The sequence below is a fragment of the Sutcliffiella horikoshii genome (assembly GCF_020524325.1).
GTDB lineage: Bacteria > Bacillota > Bacilli > Bacillales > Bacillaceae_I > Sutcliffiella_A > Sutcliffiella_A horikoshii_D.
Map to the genome: position 1 here is coordinate 25521 of NZ_JAIVKY010000003.1, position 26528 is coordinate 52048.

The window sequence follows — 26528 nt, forward strand, 5'->3', positions numbered from 1 at the left end:
CCAATAGACCATTATATATATTATTCAGGTAAAGTGCTGAGCTTGACATATATATTCATACAATTTTCCATTATTGCCATTCTGGTCTGTCTATATAAGTGGACTGGCAATGAGAAAGCAAAGCCCCGGCCGCTTTTAACTGACTATGTTTCAAAGGGAGTTTATTAGCCCGCATTTTCTCAAACCATTTTCCATATGTACGTTTATCTACCACTTGTACATCTGTCGGCCCATCTGTTATGTCAATATATCCTTTTGGATGCAACAAAAGTTTGGTAACAGGCAAGCTTACATTATAGAGAGGAAGGATATTTTTAATTATGGACCCCATCCGGTTCAAACTGATTGTGGGATTTACTATTTTTCTTTCCTTTTCCTTCTCACGGATGGACCAGAAACGCTCGTTATTTCCTAAAACCACACTCTCTTCTTGTTCTTCCATATAAAAAAGAGCCATGATTTCGTTTGGGGTAACTAGAATAATTTCAAGTTCTACAGGCGCCTGTTTTACTAGAAAGATAGGTTTATACATGACAAAAAATGTATCTGGAAACCTTTGCAAAAAGTACTTCAATAACGTTTCACGTTTATAATTCTTCTGCAGATAGGACATTTCCCGGATGGTGGAACTTGCCCATTTTAGCTGGAGTGGAAGAATCGAATCAAGAAATTGTTGTTTTCTCTCCTCAGGTGTCTTATTGCCTGTTATACTTGGTAGTTCCCACTCTTCATCAAGCTTGGAATCAATGGGAAGAAGTTTACCTGTAAACAACTCTTCTTCTTGTTCCTTTTTCTTGAAAGACTTCATAAGGCTAATTAGTTTACTGTCTTTTGAGGAGGTATCTTCCGTCTGAGCAATATGGGAAGGACCTTGTGTCCCAACCGGGTTTCTCAACATCTCTTCATACGTCTTCCATTGTTGCTTTTTCAACCTGATATATTGATTAGGATAGCGATATATATCGGCTTCATAACGTGTGATATAATCTTGTAATTTTATTAATTGTGCCAATGGCGGTCACTCTTTTCTATAATAAATAATGAATAGCAACAGGCAGTATCAATGCATAAAGTAAGGCGGAAAGGGTCATGCTGATGGAACTGAATGCCGCTTCTTCTTCCCCATATTCCATCGCTTTAGCAGTCCCAATCCCATGTGCAGCACTGCCAAGTCCTACTCCTACCCCTAAGTAATGGGTTATCCCAAGAAGCCTCATTAAGCTGGGACCGAACAGTGCACCGAAGATACCGCTTAATATTACAAGTGCTGCCGCTAAGCTTGGTATTCCACCGGTAAGACCTGCAATTTCCATTGCAATGGGGGATGTCACAGACTTTGGAAGAAACGAAGAGGAGTACATAGAAGGCAGGTTCGCCACCTTTACATAAATAAATCCAGTAACTATGCCGACAACTATTCCAGAAGTTAATCCTGCAATTAACGGAACCCGATAACGTAGAATTTTTGCACGTTGATGGTAAAGTGGGTATGCAAGCGCGACAACCGCAGGGCCGAGAAGTTCCTGGATCCACCAGCCTCCCAGCATATATGTATCATAAGATATATCAGTCAAAAGCAAACCGATAATAATTAATAGAGTTGTAGTGGCAACAGGGTTGAATAATGGCATACGAAATCGATTATAAACATGCCGCATTGCGAGAAAAACTAGATAGGTGATAAGGATGAACAAGAAACCAGTCCAACTAATCATCATCCATCACTCCCGTCGCCTCTGTCTTATTATCGACGGATGCAGCCATTTTTTGAGCAACCAACCCTGAACTTATCAGAACCATAATGGTTCCTACTAAAAGGGCAAGCAACATGATTAGCCCTTCCGCTCTTGATAAAAAACCAAAATGATTCATGACACCTACTGTAGCAGGGACAAAAAACAACGGGAGATATAATAGCAACACATTCGCTCCCCCTTGCAAATACCTTTCCTTCACTACTCCTGTCAAAAGCAGGATAAGCAACAAAACCATTCCGATAATGCTACCTGGAACCGGGATATCAAAAGTATTTTGTAAAACTACCCCAATTTGATAAAACAAATAAAATACTGCTAATTGAATTAATAGTTTCATTCCCCTCATTTTCTAATCCTACTCCTATACTAATGAAAAAATTTCCTTTTCTTCATATTTTGGCAATCTGTTAAGATGTGTTTCATATAAGATGATTTCGTTCACACGAAAAGTCTCTTTCTGCGAACTGTGTGCAGGAAGGAGGCTATGGTCAATTGATCCCGGTCCCTTCCACTTCCTTGCTATGGTGATATGCGGATGAAATGGTCGTGAATCGAGCTGCAATCCAACCATTTCACATGCGTCATATACCGACTTTCGAAGCTGATTCAGGCCCATGGATTTTTCAATACCGTACCAAAAAATCCGTGGTGACTGAGGGTTCCCAAATGTGCCAAGCTCACTTAACGTGAGCGAAAAACGTTGATGATTTGTTGTAATTTCAGCGAGCAGAGTTGTCAACTTATCTTTTTGACCTACTTCCAAATCACCTAAAAATGCGAGCGTGATATGAAGGTCATCCGGATGCACCCACCTTGTAAACGGAAAGTGACTTTTTAATTCTTTCATATATAAATGAAACGCTTCCTTTAACGGTTGTGGAAGAGGTACAGCAATAAAATAATGAGTTTGTGTTGTCATTTTCTCACCCTTCTTATTTTACCAGATATCTTCTATTGTCTTGCATATTATCTTAGCACCAAACAGACGATATAGTTAGTTTTATATTAATCCCATCATAAGCCATGTGCTTAGTCCGTTTTAATATTTTATGATACAATACGGATTATTAGAGTCATGAAAGAGAAAGGTTGTGCGTAGTCGTGAAAGTTGTTTCAAATATGGCTGACTTAATTGGAGATACTCCACTTGTCAAGTTGAACCGCATTGTGCCTGAAGGAGCGGCAACAGTATATCTAAAATTGGAATTCCAAAATCCTAGCGGCAGCGTAAAAGACCGAGCTGCGTTTAATATGATTATCCAAGCGGAAAAAGATGGCCTTATCAAACCTGGAGCAACCATCATTGAACCAACTAGCGGTAATACTGGGATTGGTTTGGCGATGAATGCCGCAGCAAGGGGATATAAAGCCATTTTAATCATGCCAGATACCATGTCAAAAGAGCGGATTAATTTACTAAAAGCATATGGTGCAGAGGTAGTATTAACACCAGGTGATGAAAAAATGCCAGGTGCAATCAAAAAAGCGCAGGAATTGGTGAAAGAAATTCCAAACAGTTTTATGCCGATGCAGTTTGAAAACCACGCCAACTCCGATGCACACAGAAAGTCTACAGCACTCGAAATCATGAATGGGATGGAACAAATCGGCAAGCCATTATCCGCTTTCGTTGCCACTGCCGGTACAGGAGGAACTATTACTGGGACAGGAGAAGAGTTGAAAAAGCATTATAAAGGATTAACTGTTCATGTCGTGGAACCTGCGGGATCACCTGTTCTTTCCGGTGGGAAACCTGGGAAGCATAAGCTTGTTGGAACCAGTCCTGGGTTCATTCCAGATATCTTGAATCAGGAAGTATATGATGAGATTTTCAAGATTAAAGATGAGGATGCATATGAGACTACTCGTAAGCTTGCTCGTCATGAGGGCATATTGGTTGGACCATCTTCAGGTGCTGCTTGTTATTCTGCGATTGAGGTGGCTAAAAGGTTAACTCCTGATGATGTTGTTGTATGTATCGCGTGCGATACGGGGGAAAGATATTTGTCTACGGACCTTTTTGATTTTGAAAATGAATAAACGAAAAGACCCTTGGCTGCAGTAGCTGAGGGTCTTTCGCTACAGAGTTTTTAAACACCGCTGTGGCTTTCCACAAATGGCTTCGCCTTCCTAGGGGCGCTGCTGGAGCCTCCTCGGCTACGCCTGTGGGGTCTCCACCTAGCGCTATCTCCCTCAGGAGTCTTCGCCTTTTGCTCCAATCCACAGCTAGAAATCACTCTATATTTCTGTTTTTCAGAGTCTGTCTTCGCCTGTAGGGTCTCAAGTCTACCGCTACCTCCCGCCGGAGTCGAGTGCCTTCCGCTCCAATCCACTCATTTTTATAAACTTATGATGCTTGTGCGAGTTGTTTTTTCTCGGCTTGGTTGATCATCATGATGAAGAAGAGTCCGCACATTGTAAGGAGGCCGAAGAACAAATAGACATGTGCAACGGAATAATACTCTGCAATAAAGCCGCCAAAGAACGTACAGAACCAACTTCCCAGCCCGTTACCGACAGCAGTGTATAAAGAAACCGCTGTAGCACGAGCAGAGGTTGGAGCAATATCCCGAACAAACTGGAGTGCTGCAGGAATGAAAAGCCCAACAGAGAATCCTTGTGCAATGGTCGTCGCGTATACCACATACAACGGCGGCTCGAAGAAATAAAGCACCCAACGTATCATCGCAATCGAAGCAGCACTAATCATGATTGTGTGAAGTCCAAAGCGGGCGATCCACTTTCCTGCCACCCTCATAAATGGCGCCTCACTTCCGGCAGCGAGCAAGAAGGCTATTCCGACACCTGTCACCGTTCCACCGATATCAGTTATGAATAATCCAAAATAAAAATTATTAGCAAAAACCGGACCGAAAATTAGGAAAGTCGTCACAAGGAACATCACAAATTTAGGCAACTTCATGAGCGTTCCAATACCATCCCGAACATTTACACTGATTGCTTGACTTTCTTTCGGCAGGAAGCTCGATACCACCGTACCTAGCAATAAAGCTATCGCAAAAGTAAAGAAAATTACTTTTAAGGAAAAGAAATCAGAAAGCCACCCTGCCACGAGGACGGCGACTGCAAAACCTATCGCTCCCCATAATCTGATGGAACCGTAATTCCCTTTTGTCCTCTGAACATAATTAAGGGTGATGCTGTCTGAAATGGGAACAAGGGCACTCTGCGTAACAGCCAACAGAAACGCCACGGCAAGAAGTGCTCCATAGCTTTCCATAAAGGAAAAGGCGATCCCTGTTACCGCTGTGAGAAACAGCGTCCAGAGGAGAATTTGTTTTGGTCTTTGGGTATAGTCACTAAAGACTCCCCACAAAGGCTGCACGAATATCATTACAACAGGACTAATCGACATAATCATCCCAATTTGTGATCCGCTTAATCCCACATCTTCTTTTAAATATACGGTCAGCAATGGGAATAGAGCCCCAAAGCTGAAAAATGTTAAAAAGTAAAAACTGTAAAAATAGCGAGTTGTTTTGTCTTTCATAGAGGCAGTACTCATGATAAATCCTTCTTTCTTCTCGTCAAGTAAAGGAAAAAGTAAAAGGCTACCGCCCCCTTGGGGAAGTAACCTTTACATTCTACCATATTTATACTTCGGATAAATATGTTATTTCGCTAATTCATAGATAGCTTGTGCATAGATGGCAGTCGCCTTGATGAGATCCTCAATGAAAATATGCTCATCTTTTTGATGCGCTACATCCTCCCTGCCAGGGAAAAGCGGACCAAAGGCCACCCCAGCTTCAAGCGATCTCGCATATGTTCCACCACCGATGGACAATAACTCTGCCTTCTCCCCCGTTTGTTCCTCATAAACCTTTTGAAGAGACTGGATAAGCTCGTGATCCTGTGGCACATGATGCGCGGGAGAAACATTGAATTTATTCACGTCAAAGCAATACGCCTCTGCCTCTTTACGCAACTGCGCTTCCACTTCCTTTGTATCGCATGTAACAGGAAAGCGAATGTTTACCCCTAAAGTGCCGACAGATGCTTCACGGTCATAACGGTAAACACCTGTGTTGATGGTGAGGTCTTCTGTAACCTCGTCATGGAAGTTAATGTTTAGCTTCTTCCCGCGGGAATCAAATGCCAGCTTTTCACTAATAAAACCAACATAGGATGCGCCACTTGCATCGAGTCCTACAGAATGGAGGAAGTTCGCTAAGTGGTATCCTGCATTTGTACCATTATCCGGTTCCATTGCGTGAGCAGAAACACCTTTAATGTTAAGGAACAGAGCACTTCCTTCCTTCGTAAAGCCACCCTCAATTCCTTTTTCTGAAATGTAATCATTAAAAGCGTGAGTGATTGTGTCCATTCCCTCAGCTACTTCAAGTGAGGCTTTAGCATGATCTGGCACCATATTCAATCGGCGGCCTGATTCAAACGTCAACAAAGTGTTCTTTGAAGATACCATCTCCTCTTTGAAATTAAGCCGGAGTTGGATATCCCCTATTCCTTTTTCCGCATAGATAATCGGAAAATCTGCGTCAGGCGCAAACCCCATTGTAGGCATTTCTTCATGTTTAAAATAATGGTCAACACACTGCCAGTTGCTTTCCTCGTCTGTACCGATAATGATGCGCACACGTTTAGATAAAGGTAGATCCAGGTCTTTGACTATTTTTAGAGCATAATAAGCCGCCATGGTTGGGCCTTTATCATCCATCGCTCCACGTGCAAAGATTTTCCCATCACGAATGGTGGCACTGAACGGTTCATCTGTCCAGCCATCCCCCTCTGGCACTACATCCACATGACAAAGGATCCCAACAAGTTCTTCTCCTTTGCCGTGTTCGATATGACCAGCATAATGGTCAACATTTTTTGTAAGAAAGCCATCCGCTTCCCCTTTATGTAATAAAAATTGAAGTGCCTCTTCTATTCCTTTTCCAAAAGGAGCTTCCGGGCTTGCTTCTTCTTCATTCAAGACACTATTAATTTGTAAGAATTCCTGTGTATCTTTTATTAAGGTATCTTTTCTTTTCTCCACTTCTTCTAACCAATTGATATTTCCCATTTAATCATCACCTCATTAGAAAATGAAATAGCGTATTCATCATAAGCACAAAACCGACCAATCCGACAGCCGGATAATACAGCCATCTTGTTACCAGATCTTGATAGTGCTCTTGAATCAGCTTCTTTCCCTTATGCATATTCAAAAAGGGATGTCCCACCAATTCATCATATACTATATTTAACCATTCTTTTAGAAAAAAGAAAAACGCCATAAACAAGCCAAATGTCATCCACAACGGTAGATACCCCATGACAGCAACCGTGATACCGATAATTTGCAAGTACGAAAATATATGACGGGAATTCCGCAACAGGTATTTAAAGAATAATTCCGTCAAGGCACTGTGCGGACTCCTGTCTTCAATTATCCTTTGCGAACGTCTGAAGAATAAAGGCTTGGTCCGCTCTGAAGAACGCGGAACATGCACATATTCTGACGCATAGAAAATCATCCCAACATATTTTTGCCGGATCTTTTCATTATGTGCCATATCCACCATAAAACTCTCCGTTCGCAAGTAAAGGATAAAAAAGACGATCAACCCGAGCAGAAGGAGAACAGTCGATACGATCCACATATATTGATCAACCGTCAGGTAAACAAGTAGTCCTAGAAATAGAAACAATGTAAAAGTAATAACCTTCCGCTTCCACCCTGACCAATGCAAATCTATCAATTTTCCCAGCATGGTAATGAATAGAAACAGCACAAGATAAAACGTTATCCATTCCAATAACGGCAGTTTATACGGACTGATTGCCTCTATTAACAAATATGTAAGAATAGCAATTAGAACGGCTTTTATAATATTCAATCCCGTGCTCGCTATCACACCCCACTTTTTCAACCCTAGCAATAAATCTCTTCGGTGGATAAAAAAGTACATATCCGCCCGTTGATAAAATACTCGAATGGTCCCCGTCCAAGCAAGATAATAGATAGCAAAAAGCGTTAATCCGTATGGCATTTCCTGAAGCAATTCAATGAAACTCGGAAACATATCATAAATCATGGCGGCAACGAATAATAATGTAAGGAAAATATAGACCAAGATCGTCCAATCAATAACAGCTTTGGTGTTTTTCCACTGATACTGACGCTCTTGTTTAAGTCGCTCCTTGTATAAGTGGAATGCCGTCATTTTTCCTGTTCCCTTGCAGATAAGGTGTAGAAACAATCTAGCAGGGAAGCACGTGGAAGTTGGCAATTTGATTGTATGTCATGTAGGGTCCCTTCTGCTTTCTTGCGCCCGTCAGCCAATAGAATGAACCTGTCACAAATCTTTTCCGCCGTATCCAGAACATGGGTACACAACAAGATGCCGACACCCCTAGCCTGTTCCTGATGAAAAAGCTCTAGAAGCTGCTTAGTAGCAATCGGATCAAGCCCAATAAAAGGTTCATCCACAATGTATAAAGAAGGCTTAGACATGATGGCAAAAATCAACATCGCTTTTTGCTGCATCCCTTTTGAGAAGGTAGCCGGAGACTCATGAATGACTTCTTCCAGACTGAACAAATTCAATAGTTCCTCCACTCGTTCTTTCCACACCTTTTCATCTATCTCTAGTAAAGATGCCATCAAATCTATATGCTCCCATAACGTCATATCATAATAAAATACTGGTTTCTCAGGAATATAGGCATATGATTTATCAGGAGGAAGTGATATCTCTCCTTCAAAAAAAGGATTTAACCCAAGCAAGGTCTTGATAGTCGTACTTTTACCAGCACCGTTTGGGCCAATCAATCCTACCATTTCACCTTTAGAAACCGTAAAATCAATATTCTGCACAACAGACATATCATCATCATATCCTGCTTTTTCTAAAAGTAATGTTAGTAGTTCCATATCGGCTCTCTCCTCTCATCTGTCTAATACGATGCTTTAGGTCAAAAGTTTCATATTTTTCTAACAATTACTAGCAGAAAGTTGTCGAGTAGTGTAAAATAATGTATATAGATTCATAATCTATTCTTTTTCTCTTAACACATCCAAGACTAAATGTTAATATTGTGTAAATTGCATCATTATTCTAGAATTTTTTCCACAAAATCGTGTACAATATAAACTAACTTAATACCTAACACCTATCATCAAGAATTTAGCGAGTAGTACCATGTTAAATACCGGATAAGGAGTGGTTTTTTGAAGCCTTCAACTAACCGTATGCTAACCCGTATTAAAGCCGTCTACATGTTTATTCATGAAAAGGGAACTGTCTCCACACAGCAGTTGGTCGATGAATTTGGGATCACACCCCGAACCGTCCAACGTGACTTAAATGTGCTGGCATTTAATGACCTGGTTCAAAGTCCAACGAAAGGTAAGTGGACTACTACGCAGAAAAAAGTTAGGTTGACTTCATAAGACTACATATAAAATTAATCAGATAACAATAAAGCCCCATTCCTTTTATTCGGAATGGGGCTCTTCATTTTTATCTTCGCTGCAATAGTTCCAATTCTTCATCTGTCAGTTCCCGGTACTCACCAAGTTCAAGGTCTTCATCAAGTTTTAGTTCTCCCATGCTCAGACGTTTCAAGTAAGTTACTGTCTTCCCAACCGCTTGGAACATCCTTTTCACCTGATGGAATTTGCCTTCAACGATGGTGATCTCAATTTGTGATTCAGGACCTGCTTCAAGAATTTTCAGCTCAGCAGGCAATGTTTCGTAACCATCATCAAGCGTGACACCTTGTCGGAATGCTACAATATCCTCTTCCGACACTTCGCCATCAATTTTGGCATAATACGTTTTCGGTACATGCTTTTTCGGCGACAGCAATTGGTGCGCAAGCTGCCCGTCATTTGTTAAAAGAAGTAAGCCCTCTGTATCTTTATCCAATCGTCCAACCGGAAATGGCTCAAAGATTTTATCCTCTTCCTGCAAGATATCAACCACCGTTTCTTGACGGTGATCTTCTGTTGCAGATAACAGTCCAGGAGGCTTGTGCATCATCAGATAAATGAACTCACGGTACTCCACGACATCATCATGTACCGTTACTTCCTGCACCTCCGGATCCACATGCACCTTCGCATCCTTTATTACATTTCCATCCACTTTTACCACACCGGTTTTCAGAAGCTTTTTCACTTCTTTTCGCGTGCCAAACCCGCTATTGGCAAGCATTTTATCCAATCTCATATTTCGTGCCGCTCCTTTCATAGGGAAAGAGGCCCCTCTGACACGAGACCTCTATTCTCTTTCTTTTCTATTTAAAAACGAAAAACGATTTCCGAACAAATACATTAACAGGTTACTTCTGTAGCTGAGTAAGAAGTAGATGCCCGCTCCGACTAATCCACTGACACCCACAACTATAATGGCTTGTAGACGGCCTTCGCTGTAAGGGACAACGCCTTCTAATAGTTGAAGAACTACTAGTACTGCAGCAATCATGATGACGTTGAAGATGGTCATGAGAAAACCACGTCTTAGCACCATGGAGTAATCAAATTCAGTAAATTTCTTAATAGCCCATAGATTTATCACAACACTGGCTGTATAGCCAATTGCCGTTGCAATGATAGAACCTTCCGCACCCATCAACAAAATAAGCGGATAATTTAGGACCAGTTTCAATAGCAATCCAATCGCAAGTCCTACAACCGTATATTTCTGTTTGTTAATTCCTTGCAATACCGAGGCAGTAACGGTGAAAATTGCCAATGGTATTGCGGTCGGCGCATACCAAGTCAATAATTGCCCACCTAATTCATCATAGGAAAAGAATGCTGCATATGCTGGTCCTCCGAGTAGGGATAATCCTATACAAGCCGGTACAGTCAAGAAAAGCAATATTTGCAAAGTCACACTAAGCTGTTTTTGCAAACTTTGTTGCTGACCATTTGTAAACGACTTTGTTATAGCAGGAAGGAGACTCAGTGCAAAAGCAGTTGCAAGAGTAATTGGAATCATTATCAACTTCTGACCATAGTTGTTGATAATTCCAAATGCGGTGTCTGCGTAGGTTGCAGTAAATCCTGCTAACACCATTGCATCATTAAAAGAAAATGTATCTATTAATTGATAAAGGGGCATGGCCAATCCCACGAAAACGAATGGCATGGCATAGGAAATCAGTTCCTTATACATATCTTTATAAGAAAGATCCACTGTCTCCGGGTCTTTTTCCAGCATAGAGTCCAAATTCTTTTTCCGACTAAACCAGTACCAAACTAATACGACAAGACCTCCAACGGCCCCAATAAAAGCAGCAAATGTTGCAAAGCCAATCGCAACAGTCATATCCCCTTTTAAAACTTCGAGTATGAAATATAGACTTCCCAATAGGAAAACAATTCTTACTAGCTGTTCCACAACTTGAGAAATTGCCGTTGGGCCCATGGATTCATACCCTTGAAAAAACCCACGAATCAAACTCATGATAGGAACTACCAGCAAAGCCACGCTAACCATTCTAACGACAAAAGTAATATCTTCATAACTATGTTTACCTTCTTCTATGATCAGAGGAGAAAGGTATGGTGCCAATAGAAACAACGTTAAAAACGAAACAACTCCTGTAATACTCATGACCAAAATACCAGAACGGAAAAGTTTCCTGCCAACACTATACTCTCCTAAAGCATTATACTTTGCGACAAACTTGGAGACTGCGAGCGGAACACCGAGTGTGGCAATACTTAAGAAAACAGAATATAACACATACGCATACGAATAAAGAGCTCCTCCATCATTACCAACCATAGCATGAAACGGAAAGATATAAACTAGACCAAGTACCCGTGACAGCATCGTTCCAACTGTCAAAATCAAGGTACCTCTCAATATATTAGATGTTGACATAAAATCCCTACCTACTATTTGTAACTTTTTGTCTAACCTTTGTATTTTAGCACACTTCTTATTGCAGAAGCACTATTTTACCATCCCGCCAGTAAACTTCTAGTTAGTGAAATCTTTGGAAAAGATAGATATGGCGTATCCTCTTTCAGATTCTCCATATGCTCTGCTGTGATGACTACAGTAAATTCGCTATACGCATCCGCATCCAGTAAGAGGACACCTGCTTCTTTTTGACTGAAGATAAGTCCGAATTCTTCTTGATTGTTTAGTTGGATACAAAGAACATAGGCTTCCATTTCCTTTTCATAAAGCCATGTATAAGAAAACTTATGTATATTAGTGGTCATTTCTATGGGAAGGGTCGGGACCGAGAGCAACAGGACGGGGATTCCATTTTCCTCTGTCCAGCCACCGTCATACGGAATGTGTGCTTCTGAAAGATTTGGTGAATATGTCATGGGATACCCCTTTTCTTTAAATTGTAATCTACTTGAAAATCATACGGAATGTTGCTCTTTTTGTCCAACAAGAGAATAGAGGGTATAATAGGCAACATGTAAGCAAAATATAGTTGGTTGGTGAAAAAATGAAATACGATGTAATTATTATAGGCGGCGGTCCATCAGGGCTTATGGCCTCCATCGCTGCAGCAGAACAAAAAGCAAGAGTATTACTTATAGATAAAGGAAACAAACTTGGGCGGAAGCTTGCCATTTCAGGAGGCGGTCGCTGTAATGTGACGAACAGGCTACCTGTAGACGAAATCATCAAACATATCCCTGGTAACGGGAGATTCCTATATAGTGCATTTTCTGAGTTTAATAATGAAGATATCATCAAATTTTTTGAAAAGCTTGGGATACAGTTGAAGGAAGAAGATCACGGCCGAATGTTCCCTGTTTCCGACAAAGCACAAAGTGTGGTTGACGCCTTGTTGAATAGAATGAAAGAGTTGCGTGTGGAGATGCGGACCAATACTTCTGTAGAGACGGTGGAATATGATGAGGAGCGTACACGTGGCGTATTATTGAAAACGGGAGAATTTTTGGAATGCAGCTGTGTGGTAATTGCAGTTGGCGGGAAATCCGTGCCACATACCGGCTCCACCGGGGATGGATACCCTTGGGCACGTAAAGCTGGACATACCATTACAGATTTATTCCCGACAGAGGTTCCGTTGAATTCACAAGAAAAATTCATCCGCGAGAAAAGATTGCAAGGGCTGTCCCTGCGCGATGTAGCTCTGAGCGTGTTAAATCCTAAAGGGAAAGTGGTAAAAACGCATCAAATGGATATGATTTTCACCCACTTCGGTGTATCTGGTCCTGCAGTATTGCGATGCAGTCAGTATGTTGTAAAGACGATGAAGAAATTCGGTGTGGATAGAGTAACGATGAATTTGGATGTTATGCCTTCCTTGAATGAAGAAGAAGTATTTCAGCAACTTAATAAAGCATTGAAGGATGAACCAAAAAAAGCCATCAAGAATGTTCTTAAAGGGCTTGTACCTGAAAGATATTTATTGTTTTTGTTAGAAGTTTGCGGGATCGATGAACAGGAAATCGGCGCAACTTTAGCTCACGAGAAAATAAGGGAACTTGCGAAAATGTGCAAACAGTTCCGTTTTGAGGTATCCGGCACCCTTTCCATTGAAAAGGCATTTGTAACAGGAGGAGGCGTTTCGGTAAAAGAAGTTCACCCGAAAGAGATGTCCTCCAAAATGAAAGACGGATTATACTTTTGCGGAGAAGTACTTGATATCCATGGATATACTGGTGGTTATAATATCACCTCGGCCTTGGTGACAGGAAGACTTGCAGGCCTGAACGCCGGGAAAAAGGCGGCAAGCCTACGTCGTTACTAGTAATACGAAAGACATTATAAATGCTAGTCCTACTCCATACATGCCAAACTCGTTGATAAATGATTTACTTTCTTCTTGAAGTACCTCGTTTTGTGTGTGGTGGTTCATCGTGAATACATCCTTTCTGTCTTTTAGTTTCTGTTTATATGACCTGTTACTAATTAGACGTATGGTGTTACGAAAATGTTTCAATTATTTATAATTTGTTTCGGATAATTATCTATACCCCAAAAAAAGAACCTGATAAACGTCTTTTTAAGATGTTTTCAGGTTCTAAATATTACCATTGCAGAGAAGCAATAGATCTGTTCTTCTTCGTCATTAATACACCCGACCTGATACTTGATGTCGATTACATCCCTGTCTGACAACCCTTTAAGAAAATCATTAACCGCATCCTCAAGGTCCCGCTCATGCTCCTCATCAAACACCCTGATCTGCACCAACCATCACACCCACTTTCCATGGTTAATAGAGCTTGTTTTTTATTACTATGTATAGGTCGAATATTTTGGTTTTATACTTGACTTTTCGTGAAAATGAAGGAAAAGAGCAGAAAAAAACCCTTTTGGGGTCAGACCCCCAAAGGGTTTTTCCTCTTTCCGTTGAATATAATAGGGTTGGAGATTAAATGGATATATGGGTTAGGATGTGATTGTATTGATTCAGTTTGTTCGGAGGAAGCCTGTGGTGGTTGGCGGGTTGTTGATTCTATGTTTGGCAATTGCACTTGCGTATCATGGTATGAGTTGGGAAAAGACGAAGAAGTATAATGAGGAGCTTGATGCTTATTTTTTTGCAGATGATAATGGGGAATACCTGAACATAACGGTTCGTTTGGAAGACACCTTACGAGATGAGCGAAATTATCTTGTTATTGATAATCCATATGATGATTTGTATATTGATTACCGTAGCTTGATTTCTTCCAACATTACTCTAGACTCTGAACGTTCCTCTCGCGGCAGCATAGTGTTTGAGATAAATGATTACGAGGATCGCACTTATTCGCTTCGCTTTATTAGGCATACAATTGAAGAGACTGAGTATGATAAAGCCGTGCCACTACTCTACATATACTCAGAAAAAGATTGGATGGTAATGCAGGATACTTCATCTATTCCTGTAAGACATATTGAGCAAGAATAACGGGTAGCCCAAATAAATGGTTTTTTCATGAAAGATGAAAGGAGCTTTGCTTTTAAATTAGCAAGGCTCCTTCTATGTTTAAAATCCAAGCAACTGCATGCTTCCAATGTATATGGAAATTGCTGCTATTATCAGTGAAATTTTGTTGAATTTAAAGAAAGCGATAGGTGGTCTTTCATCACGGAGATCCCCGACTACTTCCTTTATAAAGTCCTTATCAACGAAGTTTTGGAACTCTACCTCTAAGCCGCTTGTTTCAAGATCCTTCCACTTTATTTTGATGGTTTGATCAGAATCATCTAGATGATACATCGTGATATAGTTGCTGCTCATATAATCTTCATTTGCTTTGATATCTTTTTTAAAGGAATATCTTTTGTCGTCAAGGTTTCTCTCTAAAACATCCATCGCATCTTGTGGGTCATATTTTTTTATATGTATTTCGTCTTTTTTTCTTTGCATGATCATCATGATAAATGGTACAAGGATGGGAATTAGGGCGATATAAAGTGAGTTAATATCCCAATATTTATTAGAAGTCGTGTACACCAAAAGTCCAAGCGTTATGACCCCTGTCATTAGAATTCCTTGAAATCTATTACCCGTGGAAATTGATGAAACTCCTTTTTGTTGGTAACTTGTAACTGCATCCATGATGAGTAATACCCCTATCATAAGAAGTAAAAGTGGAAACATGTTTTGGTCAATGTAGTCCATGGTTGGGGTGGCCTCCTTACTAGCTGATGGTCTGTGTATTAATATACGGATGAGTTTGGGAATTGTTTCAAGTTTTTGTTAGGAGTGGGGTGAGGTTGTAGGTGCGGGATTTGGTTCCTCCTACAAATTCAATGTTAAGGTTTTTCAGTAGTCTGATAATGGTCAATCTATTTTCTATTCCTAAATACTTCTTTAACTCTCTCATAGTGATGAACGGACTTATTAACAGGGCATAATCCACTAGTGCGGCTCTATGTGCGTCATCATATTTCCCTCCACAATAAAGGCACTCCCATGTACCGTAAATTCTTTTCATAATTTTATGGGGACTACAACAGGGACATAATACACCTTTTATAATATCTGAAGGCAAAACCCCATACTGAAGAATGGGAGAAGAGTTATCTTGTGTATGATCTTTAAGTAATTGTTTTATTAGCTTTTTTATAAACTTTTTGTCCAGTGGCTCGGAGGTATGTCGTTTTAGTAGCATATTTACTTTAGCAGAGAGGGCGGGGCTTTTTACTACATTTCTATCAACTACGCTAGGAGAGGAAAGGACTTTCGTAATAACTTTAGGGTTAGTTAGTACTGCTAGCTTTTCACAGGGAACATCAGGCAATTGCCTCGTTCTTAGCCATGACTGTAATTTGGAGCATTGATTAGAAGCTTGCAAGATAGGGTCTGGATATACTTTAAGTGGATTATCATCTACTTCTTGTAAAAGTTGATAGTTTTTCGGATCAAAGTAGAGAGTTCCTTTAAAAAATTTCACTTCTAATACTAAAAAGAAATTTGAAAATAAGATGAGGGTATCCATTTGAAAGAAGGTATCCCTAAACGGTAGTCTTAGTCCGTGGAATATGTAGTAGGGGTGCTCTGTTTCTGGGAGAAGTTTTAAGTAGTAGTCTAAAGATTGTTCACCGTAGATTCCTGCTTCTTTTCTACCTAATTCATTTAGAAAGTCTTGGTTTTTTTCATGATTAGGTCGAACTCGCCTTTTCATTCCTCTCAAAATATGCACTCTTAAGGGGATGCATCTTGCTTTTTTTATCAAAAAATCACCTCTTTTATAGGATAAGAGTATCATTTGACATCTTTCTACAAATCTCCTTCTTTTCTGCAAAATTTTTTTGGTAATTTCATCTTTTTATTAAATAGCAAGGGCGCCCATCTTACATAATATGGATTATTGATAATTTGAAGAGGTTTTTTGACTAATTGGAGGAGTTTTTCGTATAATTGGATAGTTTTTTTGACTAATTCAGCTCGTTTTTTGACTATTTCCTTTTTGAGCTTTAATTTCGCTTCACCACGAGAAATAACTCACTCGTTAGACAGCTATTACTAGCAGCAACCCTTAATTACCTACTTTTGAAAAAGACAGAACCTTAACCCCAGTCACTTTCAAAAAAACAAAAACCACCAACCAGCGGCCTATTTCTCGCCCACTGGTCAGTGGTCTCACAAAAATCAAATTATTCTACTTCGCCTTCCCACTCTAACATTCCGCCTTCCATGTTGCGGACTTTGTAGCCTTGGTCTTGCAGGTAGTGGCATACGTTTTCGCTGCGGCGTCCGGAGCGGCAGATAACGATGTATTCTTTGTCTTTGTCGAGCTTGTCTAGATTTTCTGGAATATCACCCATGCGGATGTGTTCTGCTTGTTTGATTTTGCCCATTTCGATTTCTTCGTCTTCGCGGACGTCGACTAGGTAAAGCTCTTCGCCAGCGTCAAGTTTCTTTTTTAGCTCATCAGTCGTAATTGTTTGGATTTCTGACATGTATGAAAACCTCGCTTCTATGTAGTGTAATGCTATTACCCTCTATTTTAACAAAAAGAAAACAAGACTGCCAATCGGACGTCGGCAGTCTTGCAATCTCATGCTAATTTTCCGTATAACTCTTAGTTCGCAACGATGTTCACAAGTTTACCTGGAACAGCGATTACTTTGCGTACTGTTTTGCCTTCAATGCTTTCTTTTACAGCGTCATCGGCAAGTGCAATTTCTTCCATTTTTTCGCGGGTAGCGTCGGATGGAACATAAAGTTTCGCTTTAAGCTTTCCGTTTACTTGGACAACGATTTCGACTTCATCTTCTACTAGTTTGGATTCATCGAATGTTGGCCACGCAGCATATGTGATGGTTTCTTCATTCCCTAGTTTCTCCCAAAGCTCCTCAGCGATATGCGGGCAGACTGGGGAAAGCATTTTAACGAAACCTTCCACGTAATCTTTGGCAATGGTGTCTGCTTTGTAAGCTTCATTGATGAAGACCATCATTTGAGAGATAGCTGTGTTGAAACGTAAACCTTCGTAGTCTTCCGTCACTTTTTTCACGGTAGCATGGTACGTTTTCTCAAGTGTGTCCTCTTCTGTTACTTCCACAACCTTAGAGCTAAGCTTGCCGTTTTCTTCCACAAACAATCTCCACACACGGTCAAGGAAGCGGCGGGATCCGTCTAGTCCGTTGGTGGACCAAGCAATGGATGCTTCAAGTGGTCCCATGAACATTTCGTAAAGACGAAGCGTGTCAGCACCATGGGATTCCACGATATGATCAGGGTTTACGACGTTCCCTTTGGATTTACTCATTTTTTCGTTATTTTCTCCAAGGATCATTCCTTGGTTGAAAAGTTTTTGGAATGGCTCTTTTGTTGGAACCACACCGATATCGTATAAGAATTTGTGCCAGAAGCGTGCGTATAGCAAGTGAAGTACGGCGTGCTCTGCTCCACCGATGTAGATGTCAACCGGCAACCATTCTTTTAGTTTTTCAGGATCAGCAAGTTGTTCGCTGTTTTTCGGATCGATATAGCGCAAGTAGTACCAGCAGCTTCCGCCCCATTGTGGCATCGTGTTTGTTTCACGGCGGCCCTTTTTACCCGTTTCAGGGTCTACGACATTTACCCAATCTTCAATGGCTGCAAGTGGGGATTCTCCTGTACCGGATGGACGGATTTCTGTTGTTTTTGGTAATACAAGCGGAAGCTGATCTTCCGGTACAGCTGTGGTTGTGCCATCTTCCCAATGGATGATTGGAATCGGCTCGCCCCAGTAGCGCTGACGGCTGAACAACCAGTCACGAAGGCGGTAAGATACTTTCTTTTCGCCTTTTTCATTGGCAGCTAACCATTCGATCATGTTGGAGATTGCTTCTTCTTTTCCAAGACCGTTCAAGAAGTCGGAGTTAACGTGTTCTCCGTCACCTGTGTAGGCTTCTTTTGTAACATCGCCACCTGCAACTACTTCTACGATTGGAAGCTCGAATTTAGTTGCGAATTCCCAGTCGCGCTCATCATGTGCAGGTACGGCCATAATTGCTCCAGTACCATAGCTCATCAACACATAATCCGCGATCCAGATTGGCAATTTCTCGCCGTTAGCAGGATTTACTGCGAATGCACCAGTGAACTCACCAGATTTTTCTTTGGAAAGCTCCGTACGTTCAAGGTCGCTTTTGCTTTGAACTTTTGTGATATACGTTTCAACTGCTTCACGTTGTTTATCTGTTGTAATTTTTTTCACTAACGGATGCTCAGGAGCCAACACTGCATAAGTTGCACCGAAAAGTGTGTCTGGGCGTGTCGTGAAAACAGTGAAGTTCTCATCCGTACCGTCGATGTTGAAATGTACATTCGCACCTTCCGAACGTCCGATCCAGTTGCGCTGCATATCCTTTAAGCTTTCCGGCCAATCCAATTCGTTCAAGTCTTCCAACAGGCGATCTGCGTATTCTGTGATTCTTAGGATCCACTGTCGCATTGGACGGCGTTCTACCGGATGTCCGCCCCGCTCAGATTTTCCGTCAATTACTTCTTCGTTTGCTAAAACCGTACCGAGTGCAGGGCACCAGTTCACAGGTACTTCATCGACATATGCCAAACCTTTTTCGTACAGCTTCAAGAAAATCCATTGAGTCCATTTATAGTATTCAGGATCTGTTGTGTTTACTTCGCGATCCCAGTCATAAGAGAAACCTAGGGACTTTATTTGTCTACGGAATGTATTGATATTTTGTTCTGTGAATTCTGCAGGATCGTTACCAGTGTCTAAAGCATATTGCTCTGCAGGTAGACCGAATGCATCCCATCCCATTGGATGAAGGACGTTTTGTCCTTGCATACGCTTCATGCGGGAAAGGATATCTGTTGCTGTGTAACCTTCTGGGTGACCTACGTGCAAGCCTGCGCCAGATGGGTAAGGGAACATGTCTAGTGCATAGAACTTTTCTTTCCCTTTTTCTTCATGTGTTTTGAATGTTTTGTTTTCTTCCCAATACTTTTGCCATTTTTGTTCAATGGACTGATGTTGAAATGACATCTTTTCTTCCTCCTGTTAACTCAAATGAATTGGCTGTTTCTCTTAAATAATTTGTTTGTTAATTTGAAGATTGATCGTTACTTTCCGCTGCAGGCACTCGCTTATCCAGAGGGCGACCTTGAGCCTCCTCGTGCTTCGCCCTGCGGGGTCTCAACATTGTCGCTACTCCCCCGCAGGAGTCGAGTGCCTTCCGCTCCAATCCACTCAAATGTTTTACTTTAGAGTAAGCAGTAATTTTTTTTGAAACAGCCGATAAAATACAAAAAACCCCTCATCCCAATAAAGGGACGAGAGGTTTGAATATACTTAACCTACCGCGGTACCACCCAGATTACTATCACAATATAATTGTGATAATCACTCGAATCCTTAACGCGGATGATACGGCGAAATATTACTGCCTTCAAATATGAAGGGTTCACACTTGCTACTCCAAGGTGAGTTCATGTCCGATCGTTTGTTGACTTCCACCACCCGTCAACTCTCTATGCTCGTTTCGTCCATTACTAATCCTTTTCAACGTATAAGTTTTAGTTGTTAGTTTGTATTTTAATGAATTTACTAAAAAACTGCAAGGGGTATTTTCACTAATAATCATTATGGACGTTTTTCTAAAATGTATTCAATCTTTAGCAGCAAATTGATGTTGCTTCTTCGCAACAATTTTCAAGTTCTGCTTCCTTGCAGCAAGCCTGATTTTGTTCTTCCTTTATCTCTACAATATCCACTCCACAACAAGTTAAATCTTTTTTCTTTAAAAATGAAAACATATCTTTTCCTCCTCTGTCATTAAATCAATTTTTATTGATTAAAAAATCATAATTAATTTTGTGGGCAGCATGAATCATGCTGGTGGTTATGATTCTGAGTAAAAACTTTGGCATAGAAGTTTTGAAGTTTGCTTAGAATGCTTTTTCCTCTGACCTTGGAAGTAATGCTAAGTTGAATGTCATTTTGCAAACTAGCTAGTTTCTGTTCGTTCAATTTGGAAAGTGTATAAAGATGTGTATTCATGTTTAGTCCTCCTATAAATCAAATTTTATTGATTAACTAATTTTATTATATGCACGGAGGAAAAATTATGCAACTAATAAATCAAAAATATTTGATTTATTATTCGACATTTCATATAAAAAGCCCCAGGCCCTCTCATTAATAGGAGAGAGAAACCTGAGACTCAGCTTCACAAAAAACTATTGAACAGTGTAGCCACCATCGATCACGACTGCTTGACCTGTAACCCCCCCAGCCGCATCGCTGCTTAAAAACATGGCATAATCGGCAATTTCCTTCACTTCCAATAGCCTGCGCTGCGGAACCAATGGGTAGATGACTTCTTCCAACACCTTTTCCAATGGTACCTTTCTTGTTTCGGCAAGATCTTTCAGCTGTCCTCGGACAAGCGGTGTATCCACGTATCCAGGACATAGTGCATTCACGGTGATTCCATCTGCCGCTCCCTCTAAGGCAGAGACCTTTGTCAGACCGATCACTCCGTGTTTTGCGCTGTTATATGCTGCTTTTCCTGCAAATCCAACCAAACCATTGATGGAAGCCATATTCAAAATTCTTCCGAATCCTTGGGCTTTCATCACTGGAAAAGCATGCTTTGTCGCGACAAAAGGAGCTACAAGCATTACCCGGGTAAGGAGCTCAAATTTTTCAGTCGGGAAGTCCTCCAACATGGAAACATATTGTAATCCTGCATTGTTGATCAATACATCCAGCCGTCCGAATTCAGAAACCGTGGCATCAATAACAGATTTTAACTCTTCCTCTGACGTGACATCACACTTTAGTCCTCTGGCAGTCAATCCAAGGCGGTTCAATCCTTCTCCTGCCTCTACTACATTCTCTTCATGCAAATCAGTTAGCATGACCTTTGCCCCAGCTTCGGCAAATTGTTTTCCTATTTCGTATCCTATTCCTTGAGCTGCTCCCGTGATGAGTACAACTTTATCTTTAACCACTGCTCTAAACTCCTTTCAGGAAAAAATTATTAGATTCCTAGTCCCATAGAGAACAATGCGATAGCAATAGCCAAACCAATCAACGGAACGATGACTGTCAATGCTGCAACTGGGCCATAAGCCGCCTGATGCGTTTCCCCACAGATTGCTCGAACAGTTGTTACTACATATCCGTTATGCGGTAATGAATCAAGCGCACCAGATGAAATGGCGACGGTACGGTGAAGCGCTTCAGGATTGACGCCCATATCCATGTAATGTGGCGCAATCAATGGCAAAGCGATAACCTGACCACCAGAAGCAGATCCTGTCATACCTGCGATTACGCTGACTGCAATTGCCGCCCCTATAAGCGGGCTTCCCGGGATGTTTGTCATGGCCTCAACGACCGTGCCAAATGCAGGCACCGCCTTGGCAACTCCGCCAAATCCTACTACTGCCGCCGTGTTACCAATAGCAATCAAAGCACCCATCGTCCCTTCGGAAATGGCGTTCCAGAAGTTTTTGAAGTACTTTCTTCCAAGCACATAAGTTGTGATGATACCACCTAGTAAAGCGATAATTAGAGCAGATTGCTTCAAATCATCATGGAAAATATACGAGATTACTAGTACCACAACTAGTGGAATAAAACTCAAAAACGGATTTGGCAATGGTCTTTCACTATCCATTGTCGGATCGCTATCTCTCGAAACAAACGTTTCTCCGCGTCCAACTGCCTTTGAAATCATACGTTTCAACCACCAGTAACCGAAAATCATCATAAACACGGCCACTAGTGCACTTACTTCCGCTCCAGCATACGGACTTGTGTCCAAATATTCAATCGGAATCCAGTTTTGGATCTCTGGAGACCCTGCAGAAGTCATTGTAAACGTTACAGAACCAAATGCCAGTGCAGCCGGAATGAAACGACGCGGCAGGTTTGCCTGTTTGAACAAGCTAATTGCCATAGGATAAACAGAGAAGGCAACAACGAACAAGCTTACTCCCCCGTAAGTCAAGATGGCACAAGCTGCAACAATAGCCAGAACAGCAAATTTCATGCCCAGCTTATCTACAACCAATCTGGAAACGGAATCTGCCGCTCCGCTATCCTCCATTACTTTTCCAAAAATGGCACCAAGTAAGAACATTAAGTACCAGGAAGTCACAAAGGACGAGAAACCGCCCATATAACTGCTGACAAAGTTCACTTCCCCTTCAGCGACCAGTTGTGGAAATAACGGCATTCCACTTAATAGAGCTACAAATAGTGCTGACAATGGACCTACTACTAGAAGGTTCATGCCTCTCATCGTTAAAAAAATTAATAATGCCAAACCACCGATAAGACCAATCATACTCCACATCTTTCTTTCCCCCTTTTTCTCCTTTTGGTAAACGCTTACAAAATAACGTAAACTTTTTACCAATAATCTTTACGTTCCATATTTATCAATGCAAGAAGCGTGCCAACTTGCAAGTTTAATTGTTTCAATATTTTGAACAAAAGGTTATTCCGGGAATCTGGACAAAAACAGACGAACTGCCATAAAACAAAGGAGTCCAGATATCTGGAACGAATTCCGAATATCTGGACTCTAAAACAACCTTGCTTAATTGGCTATTGTATCCCAAACTTCTTTAACTTTTCATAAAGGCTTGATTTACTGATGCCAAGTTGCTTTGCCGTCACCAATTTATCATTTTGACACTTTTCCAGTGTTTGAATAATAGCCTGTTTTTCCGCATCCTCTAACGTTTCTTTCAATGGTTTAGAGCCAATTGGAATGGAATAGGAATCCCTCAAGTAGTCAGGAAGCACTTCCACTGTCAGCTTTTCACCGGTAGATAAATGTACAGCTGCCTGGATGACATTCTCAAGTTCCCTTATATTGCCCGGCCAACGGTAACGCGACAGTGCATAAAGGGCATCCTCTGTTACGGATGTGATTCTCCTGCCTGTCCGCTTACAGATTTTCTGAATAAAATGTTCGACAAGAAGCGGAATATCTTCTGTTCTCTCCCTTAATGATGGAATCTGAAAAGGTATTACATGGATGCGATAATATAGATCATCCCTGAAACGCTTTTCTTCCATCATTTTTTCTAAGGGGCGATTGGTCGCTGCAATGACCCGCACATTTACTTGTATTGGCTTTACAGCACCGACCGGCTCCACTTCTCCTTCTTGCAACGCACGCAGCAGTTTGATTTGCATCGGCAAAGACATATCCCCGATTTCATCAAGAAATAATGTCCCTCCATCGGCAAGCATAAACTTCCCCTTTTTCCCGCCTTTTTTTGCTCCTGTAAAGGCTCCTTCTTCGTAACCGAACAACTCGGATTCTAGGAGATGCTCTGGGATAGCTGCACAGTTCAATTTGATAAAAGGCATTTGACTTCGGTTGCTTAGCTGATGGATACTATGCGCAAACAGCTCCTTTCCTGTTCCGCTCTCTCCGCGAATCAGAATGGATACGTCACTTGCAGCAATCTGCTTTACCTTTTCTTTTAAAAGTTTGATAAGCTTAGAGTTTCCGATGATATCCTCTAACGTGTATCTCACACCTGTTTGCTGCTCGTACTCCTGCAGATAGTTTCGCATTCTGCCAAGCATGCTTTTCACATGACTGTTCATTTTGTCCCATTCACTTGTGTCTCTGAAAATTACCGTCCCGTATGCACCGATTACTTCCCCGCTTTTATTAAAAATTGGTACACGATTAGCAATCATATAGTTTCCTTTTATATATTGAAGGTCGGCAAGCTCTTCCTTTCCCGTCTTAACAACTTCATGCATACGTGTGTTTTCAATGACTTCTGTAACATGTTTGCCTATGACTTCTTTATTGTCCACCCCTATAAAATCACAATAACTATCATTCATGTAAATAATGTTACCTTCATGATTGACCACCACAATCCACTCGAACGCATTTGCAATGATGGTATCCATCATCTCATCTGTAAGTAAGCTTTCTTTTACTCCCATCTATACCCCTCCTGCTTATCTGAAATAAATATATCACAAAAATCAGATACTGATGAGAGCGTTTTCATAAATATATAGTTTGCAAGTTTGTTACAATAATAGTAACGAATGTTTTTGAATGTGAGGTCTAGCATATGCCAGATTGGTCTTATCATGGAATCTTCAAGCCGATATTAATGAAACTGCCTCCTGTTGTTTCAAGGGAGTTTATTCATCGCGGCATGAATACGATCGCTTCTCTTCCTTTGGGTGTAGGAGGAACGATTATCAACTTTCTTGGAAGGGAAGAATGCTCCCCTTATCTTCAAACCGAACTGATGGATGTTCCTTTTCGAAACCCTGTTGGCCTGTCAGGAAAACTGGACCCAAACCTTAGCGGAACTCGCGCATTTTCCAACCTTGGCTTCGGGTTTATAGAAGTGGGTCCGGTGACGTGGGAACCCACACATAGCAATGAGACTCTATTTGTGCAAGAAAAAACAGAAACCATTCATTTCCCACAAGAAACGATTGGATTCCAGAAAGCTTTAGAAAAAATTAAAAATACTCCTGTAAAACAGCCTCTCTTTGTCCGGGTACTAGGTACAACAGAGGAATTGGAAAAGATGGCAAATGGGTTCGAACATCTGGTTGCAGGTTTTATTGTGGAATCACCCGATGTTAAAAGTTTAGGACATAAGGATAAACCCATTCTCCTTTCTTTAAAGAAAGTCGGATCACTTCCTCTATCTGACCTTGTCCACTTCTCCGGTCTAGTTATAGAAGAAACGAATGGGAAGGAAAATCTCCTGAAAGAGATACAACTTCTGAGAAAGATGGGATGGGAGAAAACCATCATCAGTTCAGGAGGAATTAACACTCCCACTGATGCTCTAGAAATGAGTGATGCTGGAGCTGACCTGCTCCTTTTAAAAGAAGGGTATGTATTTTCCGGACCGGGACTAACCAAGCGGATTAATGAGGCATTATTGGATAGAAAAGAAGTTGCTCCCCACATACAAGAAGGATGGTTTGCTTATTGGCTGTTTGGAATGTTTATATTTCTTGGAGGAATTTTAGCTCTTCTTTTCAGTATCACTTCTATCATTTTACCTTATGACGAACATTTCCTTGGGGTGAAAAAAGAAGAAATCTGGTTGTTCAATGAACGAATCATGTTATTTATGGCACATGACCGAATGACCCTTGCAGGAACGATGATTTCGGGTGGAATTGTGTATATGCAACTGGCAAGATACGGGGTCAAAAGAGGGTTAAAATGGGCTAAGCAGGCTATTGATATTGCTGCTATACTAGGCTTTCTCGGTATCTTCGCTTTCATTGGTTATGGATATTTTGACTGGTTGCACCTATTATTCTGGTTGGTTTTGTTGCCTGTATATCTCTATGGTTTTTGGAAAACCAAACATATTTCTGGAACCCCTGCCTCTCCTAACCGTCAAAACGACAATGCTTGGAAGCTTGGTATTTATGGACAATTGGCCTTTGTCCTATTAGGGTTTTCTTTTGTTCTTGGGGGAATCATCATTTCTTATATTGGTGTATCAAATGTTTTTGTTTCTACTGACATCCAATATATTTGTATGCCGCCTGAGATGCTTGAGAGTTTCAATCAAAATTTAATACCTGTATTAGCTCATGACCGGGCAGGATTTGGGAGTGCTCTTTTAAGTGTCGGCTTATTGGTATTGACTCTTTCCCTTTGGGGCTACCAACAAGGGAACAGATGGGTATGGTGGACTTTTCTTATTGGAGGGCTGCCGGCTTTCATTGCGGGAATCTATGTTCATTTTGCTATAGGCTATACCACGTTCGTCCACTTGGTTCCAGCTTATATCGCTTTAGGGTTATATATTGTGGGATTAGTATTGTCGTGTAAGTATTTACTTAAAAATAAATAA

27 protein-coding genes and 1 other annotated feature are annotated in these 26528 nt (G+C 41.0%); of the genes, 5 read left to right on the top strand and 22 right to left on the bottom strand.

Features of this window, described 5'->3' with window-relative positions; all coding sequences use genetic code 11:
- Nucleotides 1-70: 70 nt before the first annotated feature.
- The 4 genes from LC091_RS04220 to thpR are packed head-to-tail and all read right to left on the bottom strand — an operon-like array spanning nucleotide 71 to nucleotide 2676.
- The gene (locus LC091_RS04220) at nucleotides 71-1012 is read right to left on the bottom strand and encodes an NERD domain-containing protein (protein ID WP_226680560.1); all 942 of its coding nucleotides are present in this window, start codon (nucleotides 1010-1012) and stop codon (nucleotides 71-73) included.
- Between the two features lie 16 nt (nucleotides 1013-1028).
- Nucleotides 1029-1718 (bottom strand): LrgB family protein, encoded by a 690-nt coding sequence (locus LC091_RS04225; RefSeq protein ID WP_226680562.1) that lies wholly within the window; start codon nucleotides 1716-1718, stop codon nucleotides 1029-1031.
- Nucleotides 1708-2094: a CidA/LrgA family protein gene (locus LC091_RS04230; RefSeq protein WP_226680566.1), complete on the bottom strand. Its 387-nt coding sequence runs from the start codon at nucleotides 2092-2094 to the stop codon at nucleotides 1708-1710. The genes LC091_RS04225 and LC091_RS04230 overlap by 11 nt, the downstream gene beginning before the upstream one ends.
- A 24-nt stretch (nucleotides 2095-2118) precedes the next feature.
- Entirely contained in the window at nucleotides 2119-2676 is a 558-nt protein-coding gene (gene thpR, locus LC091_RS04235; RefSeq protein WP_226680568.1) for an RNA 2',3'-cyclic phosphodiesterase, read from the bottom strand.
- Between the two features lie 182 nt (nucleotides 2677-2858).
- On the opposite strand from thpR, the gene cysK reads away from it, so the two are divergent.
- Nucleotides 2859-3797: a cysteine synthase A gene (gene cysK / locus LC091_RS04240; RefSeq protein WP_226680671.1), complete on the top strand. Its 939-nt coding sequence runs from the start codon at nucleotides 2859-2861 to the stop codon at nucleotides 3795-3797.
- 307 nt (nucleotides 3798-4104) lie between these two features.
- Here the strand turns inward: cysK and LC091_RS04245 are convergent, their stop codons facing one another.
- The 4 genes from LC091_RS04245 to LC091_RS04260 all read right to left on the bottom strand — a co-directional run bounded on the left by LC091_RS04245 (nucleotide 4105) and on the right by LC091_RS04260 (nucleotide 8661).
- Complete coding sequence (locus tag LC091_RS04245; RefSeq protein WP_226680570.1) at nucleotides 4105-5283, bottom strand: MFS transporter; 1179 nt, start codon at nucleotides 5281-5283, stop codon at nucleotides 4105-4107.
- 108 nt (nucleotides 5284-5391) lie between these two features.
- Nucleotides 5392-6807 carry a dipeptidase PepV gene (gene pepV, locus LC091_RS04250; protein ID WP_226680573.1) on the bottom strand — a complete coding sequence of 472 codons (1416 nt, stop codon included), beginning with the start codon at nucleotides 6805-6807 and terminating at the stop codon, nucleotides 5392-5394.
- Between the two features lie 7 nt (nucleotides 6808-6814).
- Nucleotides 6815-7951, bottom strand: a complete 1137-nt coding sequence (locus LC091_RS04255; protein WP_226680575.1) for an ABC transporter permease — start codon at nucleotides 7949-7951, stop codon at nucleotides 6815-6817.
- Nucleotides 7948-8661, bottom strand: a complete 714-nt coding sequence (locus LC091_RS04260; protein ID WP_226680577.1) for an ABC transporter ATP-binding protein — start codon at nucleotides 8659-8661, stop codon at nucleotides 7948-7950. The genes LC091_RS04255 and LC091_RS04260 overlap by 4 nt, the downstream gene beginning before the upstream one ends.
- Before the next feature lie 297 nt (nucleotides 8662-8958).
- Between LC091_RS04260 and LC091_RS04265 the strand changes: the two genes are divergently transcribed.
- Nucleotides 8959-9180, top strand: coding sequence for a DeoR family transcriptional regulator (locus LC091_RS04265; RefSeq protein ID WP_010195377.1), 222 nt, complete (start codon nucleotides 8959-8961; stop codon nucleotides 9178-9180).
- Between the two features lie 70 nt (nucleotides 9181-9250).
- Here LC091_RS04265 and LC091_RS04270 read toward each other — a convergent pair whose 3' ends face one another.
- The 3 genes from LC091_RS04270 to LC091_RS04280 form a co-directional block, all read right to left on the bottom strand.
- Nucleotides 9251-9961, bottom strand: a complete 711-nt coding sequence (locus tag LC091_RS04270) for a pseudouridine synthase (protein WP_226680579.1) — start codon at nucleotides 9959-9961, stop codon at nucleotides 9251-9253.
- A 51-nt stretch (nucleotides 9962-10012) separates the two neighbouring features.
- On the bottom strand, nucleotides 10013-11626 hold the full coding sequence (locus LC091_RS04275; protein WP_226680581.1) for a putative polysaccharide biosynthesis protein: 1614 nt from the start codon (nucleotides 11624-11626) through the stop codon (nucleotides 10013-10015).
- 77 nt (nucleotides 11627-11703) lie between these two features.
- Nucleotides 11704-12084, bottom strand: a complete 381-nt coding sequence (locus LC091_RS04280; RefSeq protein ID WP_226680583.1) for a hypothetical protein — start codon at nucleotides 12082-12084, stop codon at nucleotides 11704-11706.
- Between the two features lie 128 nt (nucleotides 12085-12212).
- Here LC091_RS04280 and LC091_RS04285 point away from each other — a divergent pair, with 128 nt between their 5' ends.
- A complete protein-coding gene (locus LC091_RS04285) occupies nucleotides 12213-13490 on the top strand; it encodes a BaiN/RdsA family NAD(P)/FAD-dependent oxidoreductase (protein ID WP_226680675.1) in 1278 nt (425 codons plus the stop codon).
- Here LC091_RS04285 and LC091_RS20330 read toward each other — a convergent pair.
- Nucleotides 13476-13598: a hypothetical protein gene (locus LC091_RS20330; protein WP_264179224.1), complete on the bottom strand. Its 123-nt coding sequence runs from the start codon at nucleotides 13596-13598 to the stop codon at nucleotides 13476-13478. The genes LC091_RS04285 and LC091_RS20330 overlap by 15 nt on opposite strands.
- A 158-nt stretch (nucleotides 13599-13756) precedes the next feature.
- Nucleotides 13757-13936: a sporulation protein Cse60 gene (locus tag LC091_RS04290; RefSeq protein ID WP_010195371.1), complete on the bottom strand. Its 180-nt coding sequence runs from the start codon at nucleotides 13934-13936 to the stop codon at nucleotides 13757-13759.
- Between the two features lie 214 nt (nucleotides 13937-14150).
- Here LC091_RS04290 and LC091_RS04295 point away from each other — a divergent pair, with 214 nt between their 5' ends.
- Nucleotides 14151-14639, top strand: coding sequence for a hypothetical protein (locus LC091_RS04295; protein ID WP_226680584.1), 489 nt, complete (start codon nucleotides 14151-14153; stop codon nucleotides 14637-14639).
- A gap of 78 nt (nucleotides 14640-14717) precedes the next feature.
- On the opposite strand, the gene LC091_RS04300 is transcribed toward LC091_RS04295, so the two are convergent.
- The 9 genes from LC091_RS04300 to LC091_RS04340 all read right to left on the bottom strand — a co-directional run bounded on the left by LC091_RS04300 (nucleotide 14718) and on the right by LC091_RS04340 (nucleotide 24627).
- Nucleotides 14718-15356, bottom strand: coding sequence for a hypothetical protein (locus LC091_RS04300; protein WP_226680586.1), 639 nt, complete (start codon nucleotides 15354-15356; stop codon nucleotides 14718-14720).
- A gap of 67 nt (nucleotides 15357-15423) precedes the next feature.
- The gene (locus LC091_RS04305) at nucleotides 15424-16362 is read right to left on the bottom strand and encodes a nuclease-related domain-containing protein (protein WP_226680676.1); all 939 of its coding nucleotides are present in this window, start codon (nucleotides 16360-16362) and stop codon (nucleotides 15424-15426) included.
- A gap of 472 nt (nucleotides 16363-16834) precedes the next feature.
- On the bottom strand, nucleotides 16835-17140 hold the full coding sequence (locus LC091_RS04310; RefSeq protein WP_226680588.1) for a rhodanese-like domain-containing protein: 306 nt from the start codon (nucleotides 17138-17140) through the stop codon (nucleotides 16835-16837).
- Nucleotides 17141-17262: 122 nt separating this feature from the next.
- Nucleotides 17263-19680 (bottom strand): leucine--tRNA ligase, encoded by a 2418-nt coding sequence (gene leuS / locus LC091_RS04315; RefSeq protein WP_226680590.1) that lies wholly within the window; start codon nucleotides 19678-19680, stop codon nucleotides 17263-17265.
- A gap of 280 nt (nucleotides 19681-19960) precedes the next feature.
- Nucleotides 19961-20209: a binding site (T-box leader), on the bottom strand.
- A 100-nt stretch (nucleotides 20210-20309) separates the two neighbouring features.
- A complete protein-coding gene (locus tag LC091_RS04320) occupies nucleotides 20310-20450 on the bottom strand; it encodes a hypothetical protein (protein ID WP_226680592.1) in 141 nt (46 codons plus the stop codon).
- Nucleotides 20451-20502: 52 nt separating this feature from the next.
- Nucleotides 20503-20694: a hypothetical protein gene (locus LC091_RS04325; RefSeq protein ID WP_226680593.1), complete on the bottom strand. Its 192-nt coding sequence runs from the start codon at nucleotides 20692-20694 to the stop codon at nucleotides 20503-20505.
- A 179-nt stretch (nucleotides 20695-20873) separates the two neighbouring features.
- Nucleotides 20874-21650: a 3-hydroxybutyrate dehydrogenase gene (locus tag LC091_RS04330; RefSeq protein WP_226680596.1), complete on the bottom strand. Its 777-nt coding sequence runs from the start codon at nucleotides 21648-21650 to the stop codon at nucleotides 20874-20876.
- A gap of 29 nt (nucleotides 21651-21679) precedes the next feature.
- The gene (locus LC091_RS04335) at nucleotides 21680-23002 is read right to left on the bottom strand and encodes a GntP family permease (RefSeq protein ID WP_226680597.1); all 1323 of its coding nucleotides are present in this window, start codon (nucleotides 23000-23002) and stop codon (nucleotides 21680-21682) included.
- A gap of 254 nt (nucleotides 23003-23256) precedes the next feature.
- Nucleotides 23257-24627, bottom strand: a complete 1371-nt coding sequence (locus tag LC091_RS04340) for a sigma-54 interaction domain-containing protein (RefSeq protein WP_226680599.1) — start codon at nucleotides 24625-24627, stop codon at nucleotides 23257-23259.
- Between the two features lie 134 nt (nucleotides 24628-24761).
- Here LC091_RS04340 and LC091_RS04345 point away from each other — a divergent pair, with 134 nt between their 5' ends.
- On the top strand, nucleotides 24762-26528 hold the full coding sequence (locus tag LC091_RS04345) for a dihydroorotate dehydrogenase (protein WP_226680600.1): 1767 nt from the start codon (nucleotides 24762-24764) through the stop codon (nucleotides 26526-26528).

Bases quoted from the DNA above. Each gene is read 5' to 3' on its own strand.
- LC091_RS04345 (WP_226680600.1), top strand. From the start codon at position 24,762: ATGCCAGATTGGTCTTATCATGGAATCTTCAAGCCGATATTAATGAAA.
- leuS (WP_226680590.1), bottom strand. From the start codon at position 19,680: ATGTCATTTCAACATCAGTCCATTGAACAAAAATGGCAAAAGTATTGG.
- LC091_RS04325 (WP_226680593.1), bottom strand. From the start codon at position 20,694: ATGAATACACATCTTTATACACTTTCCAAATTGAACGAACAGAAACTA.
- LC091_RS04245 (WP_226680570.1), bottom strand. From the start codon at position 5,283: ATGAGTACTGCCTCTATGAAAGACAAAACAACTCGCTATTTTTACAGT.
- LC091_RS20330 (WP_264179224.1), bottom strand. From the start codon at position 13,598: ATGAACCACCACACACAAAACGAGGTACTTCAAGAAGAAAGTAAATCA.
- pepV (WP_226680573.1), bottom strand. From the start codon at position 6,807: ATGGGAAATATCAATTGGTTAGAAGAAGTGGAGAAAAGAAAAGATACC.
- LC091_RS04275 (WP_226680581.1), bottom strand. From the start codon at position 11,626: ATGTCAACATCTAATATATTGAGAGGTACCTTGATTTTGACAGTTGGA.
- LC091_RS04285 (WP_226680675.1), top strand. From the start codon at position 12,213: ATGAAATACGATGTAATTATTATAGGCGGCGGTCCATCAGGGCTTATG.
- LC091_RS04335 (WP_226680597.1), bottom strand. From the start codon at position 23,002: ATGTGGAGTATGATTGGTCTTATCGGTGGTTTGGCATTATTAATTTTT.
- LC091_RS04270 (WP_226680579.1), bottom strand. From the start codon at position 9,961: ATGAGATTGGATAAAATGCTTGCCAATAGCGGGTTTGGCACGCGAAAA.
- LC091_RS04255 (WP_226680575.1), bottom strand. From the start codon at position 7,951: ATGACGGCATTCCACTTATACAAGGAGCGACTTAAACAAGAGCGTCAG.
- LC091_RS04225 (WP_226680562.1), bottom strand. From the start codon at position 1,718: ATGATGATTAGTTGGACTGGTTTCTTGTTCATCCTTATCACCTATCTA.
- LC091_RS04320 (WP_226680592.1), bottom strand. From the start codon at position 20,450: ATGTTTTCATTTTTAAAGAAAAAAGATTTAACTTGTTGTGGAGTGGAT.
- thpR (WP_226680568.1), bottom strand. From the start codon at position 2,676: ATGACAACACAAACTCATTATTTTATTGCTGTACCTCTTCCACAACCG.
- LC091_RS04305 (WP_226680676.1), bottom strand. From the start codon at position 16,362: ATGAAAAGGCGAGTTCGACCTAATCATGAAAAAAACCAAGACTTTCTA.
- LC091_RS04300 (WP_226680586.1), bottom strand. From the start codon at position 15,356: ATGGACTACATTGACCAAAACATGTTTCCACTTTTACTTCTTATGATA.
- LC091_RS04280 (WP_226680583.1), bottom strand. From the start codon at position 12,084: ATGACATATTCACCAAATCTTTCAGAAGCACACATTCCGTATGACGGT.
- LC091_RS04340 (WP_226680599.1), bottom strand. From the start codon at position 24,627: ATGGGAGTAAAAGAAAGCTTACTTACAGATGAGATGATGGATACCATC.
- LC091_RS04310 (WP_226680588.1), bottom strand. From the start codon at position 17,140: ATGTCAGAAATCCAAACAATTACGACTGATGAGCTAAAAAAGAAACTT.
- LC091_RS04230 (WP_226680566.1), bottom strand. From the start codon at position 2,094: ATGAAACTATTAATTCAATTAGCAGTATTTTATTTGTTTTATCAAATT.
- LC091_RS04260 (WP_226680577.1), bottom strand. From the start codon at position 8,661: ATGGAACTACTAACATTACTTTTAGAAAAAGCAGGATATGATGATGAT.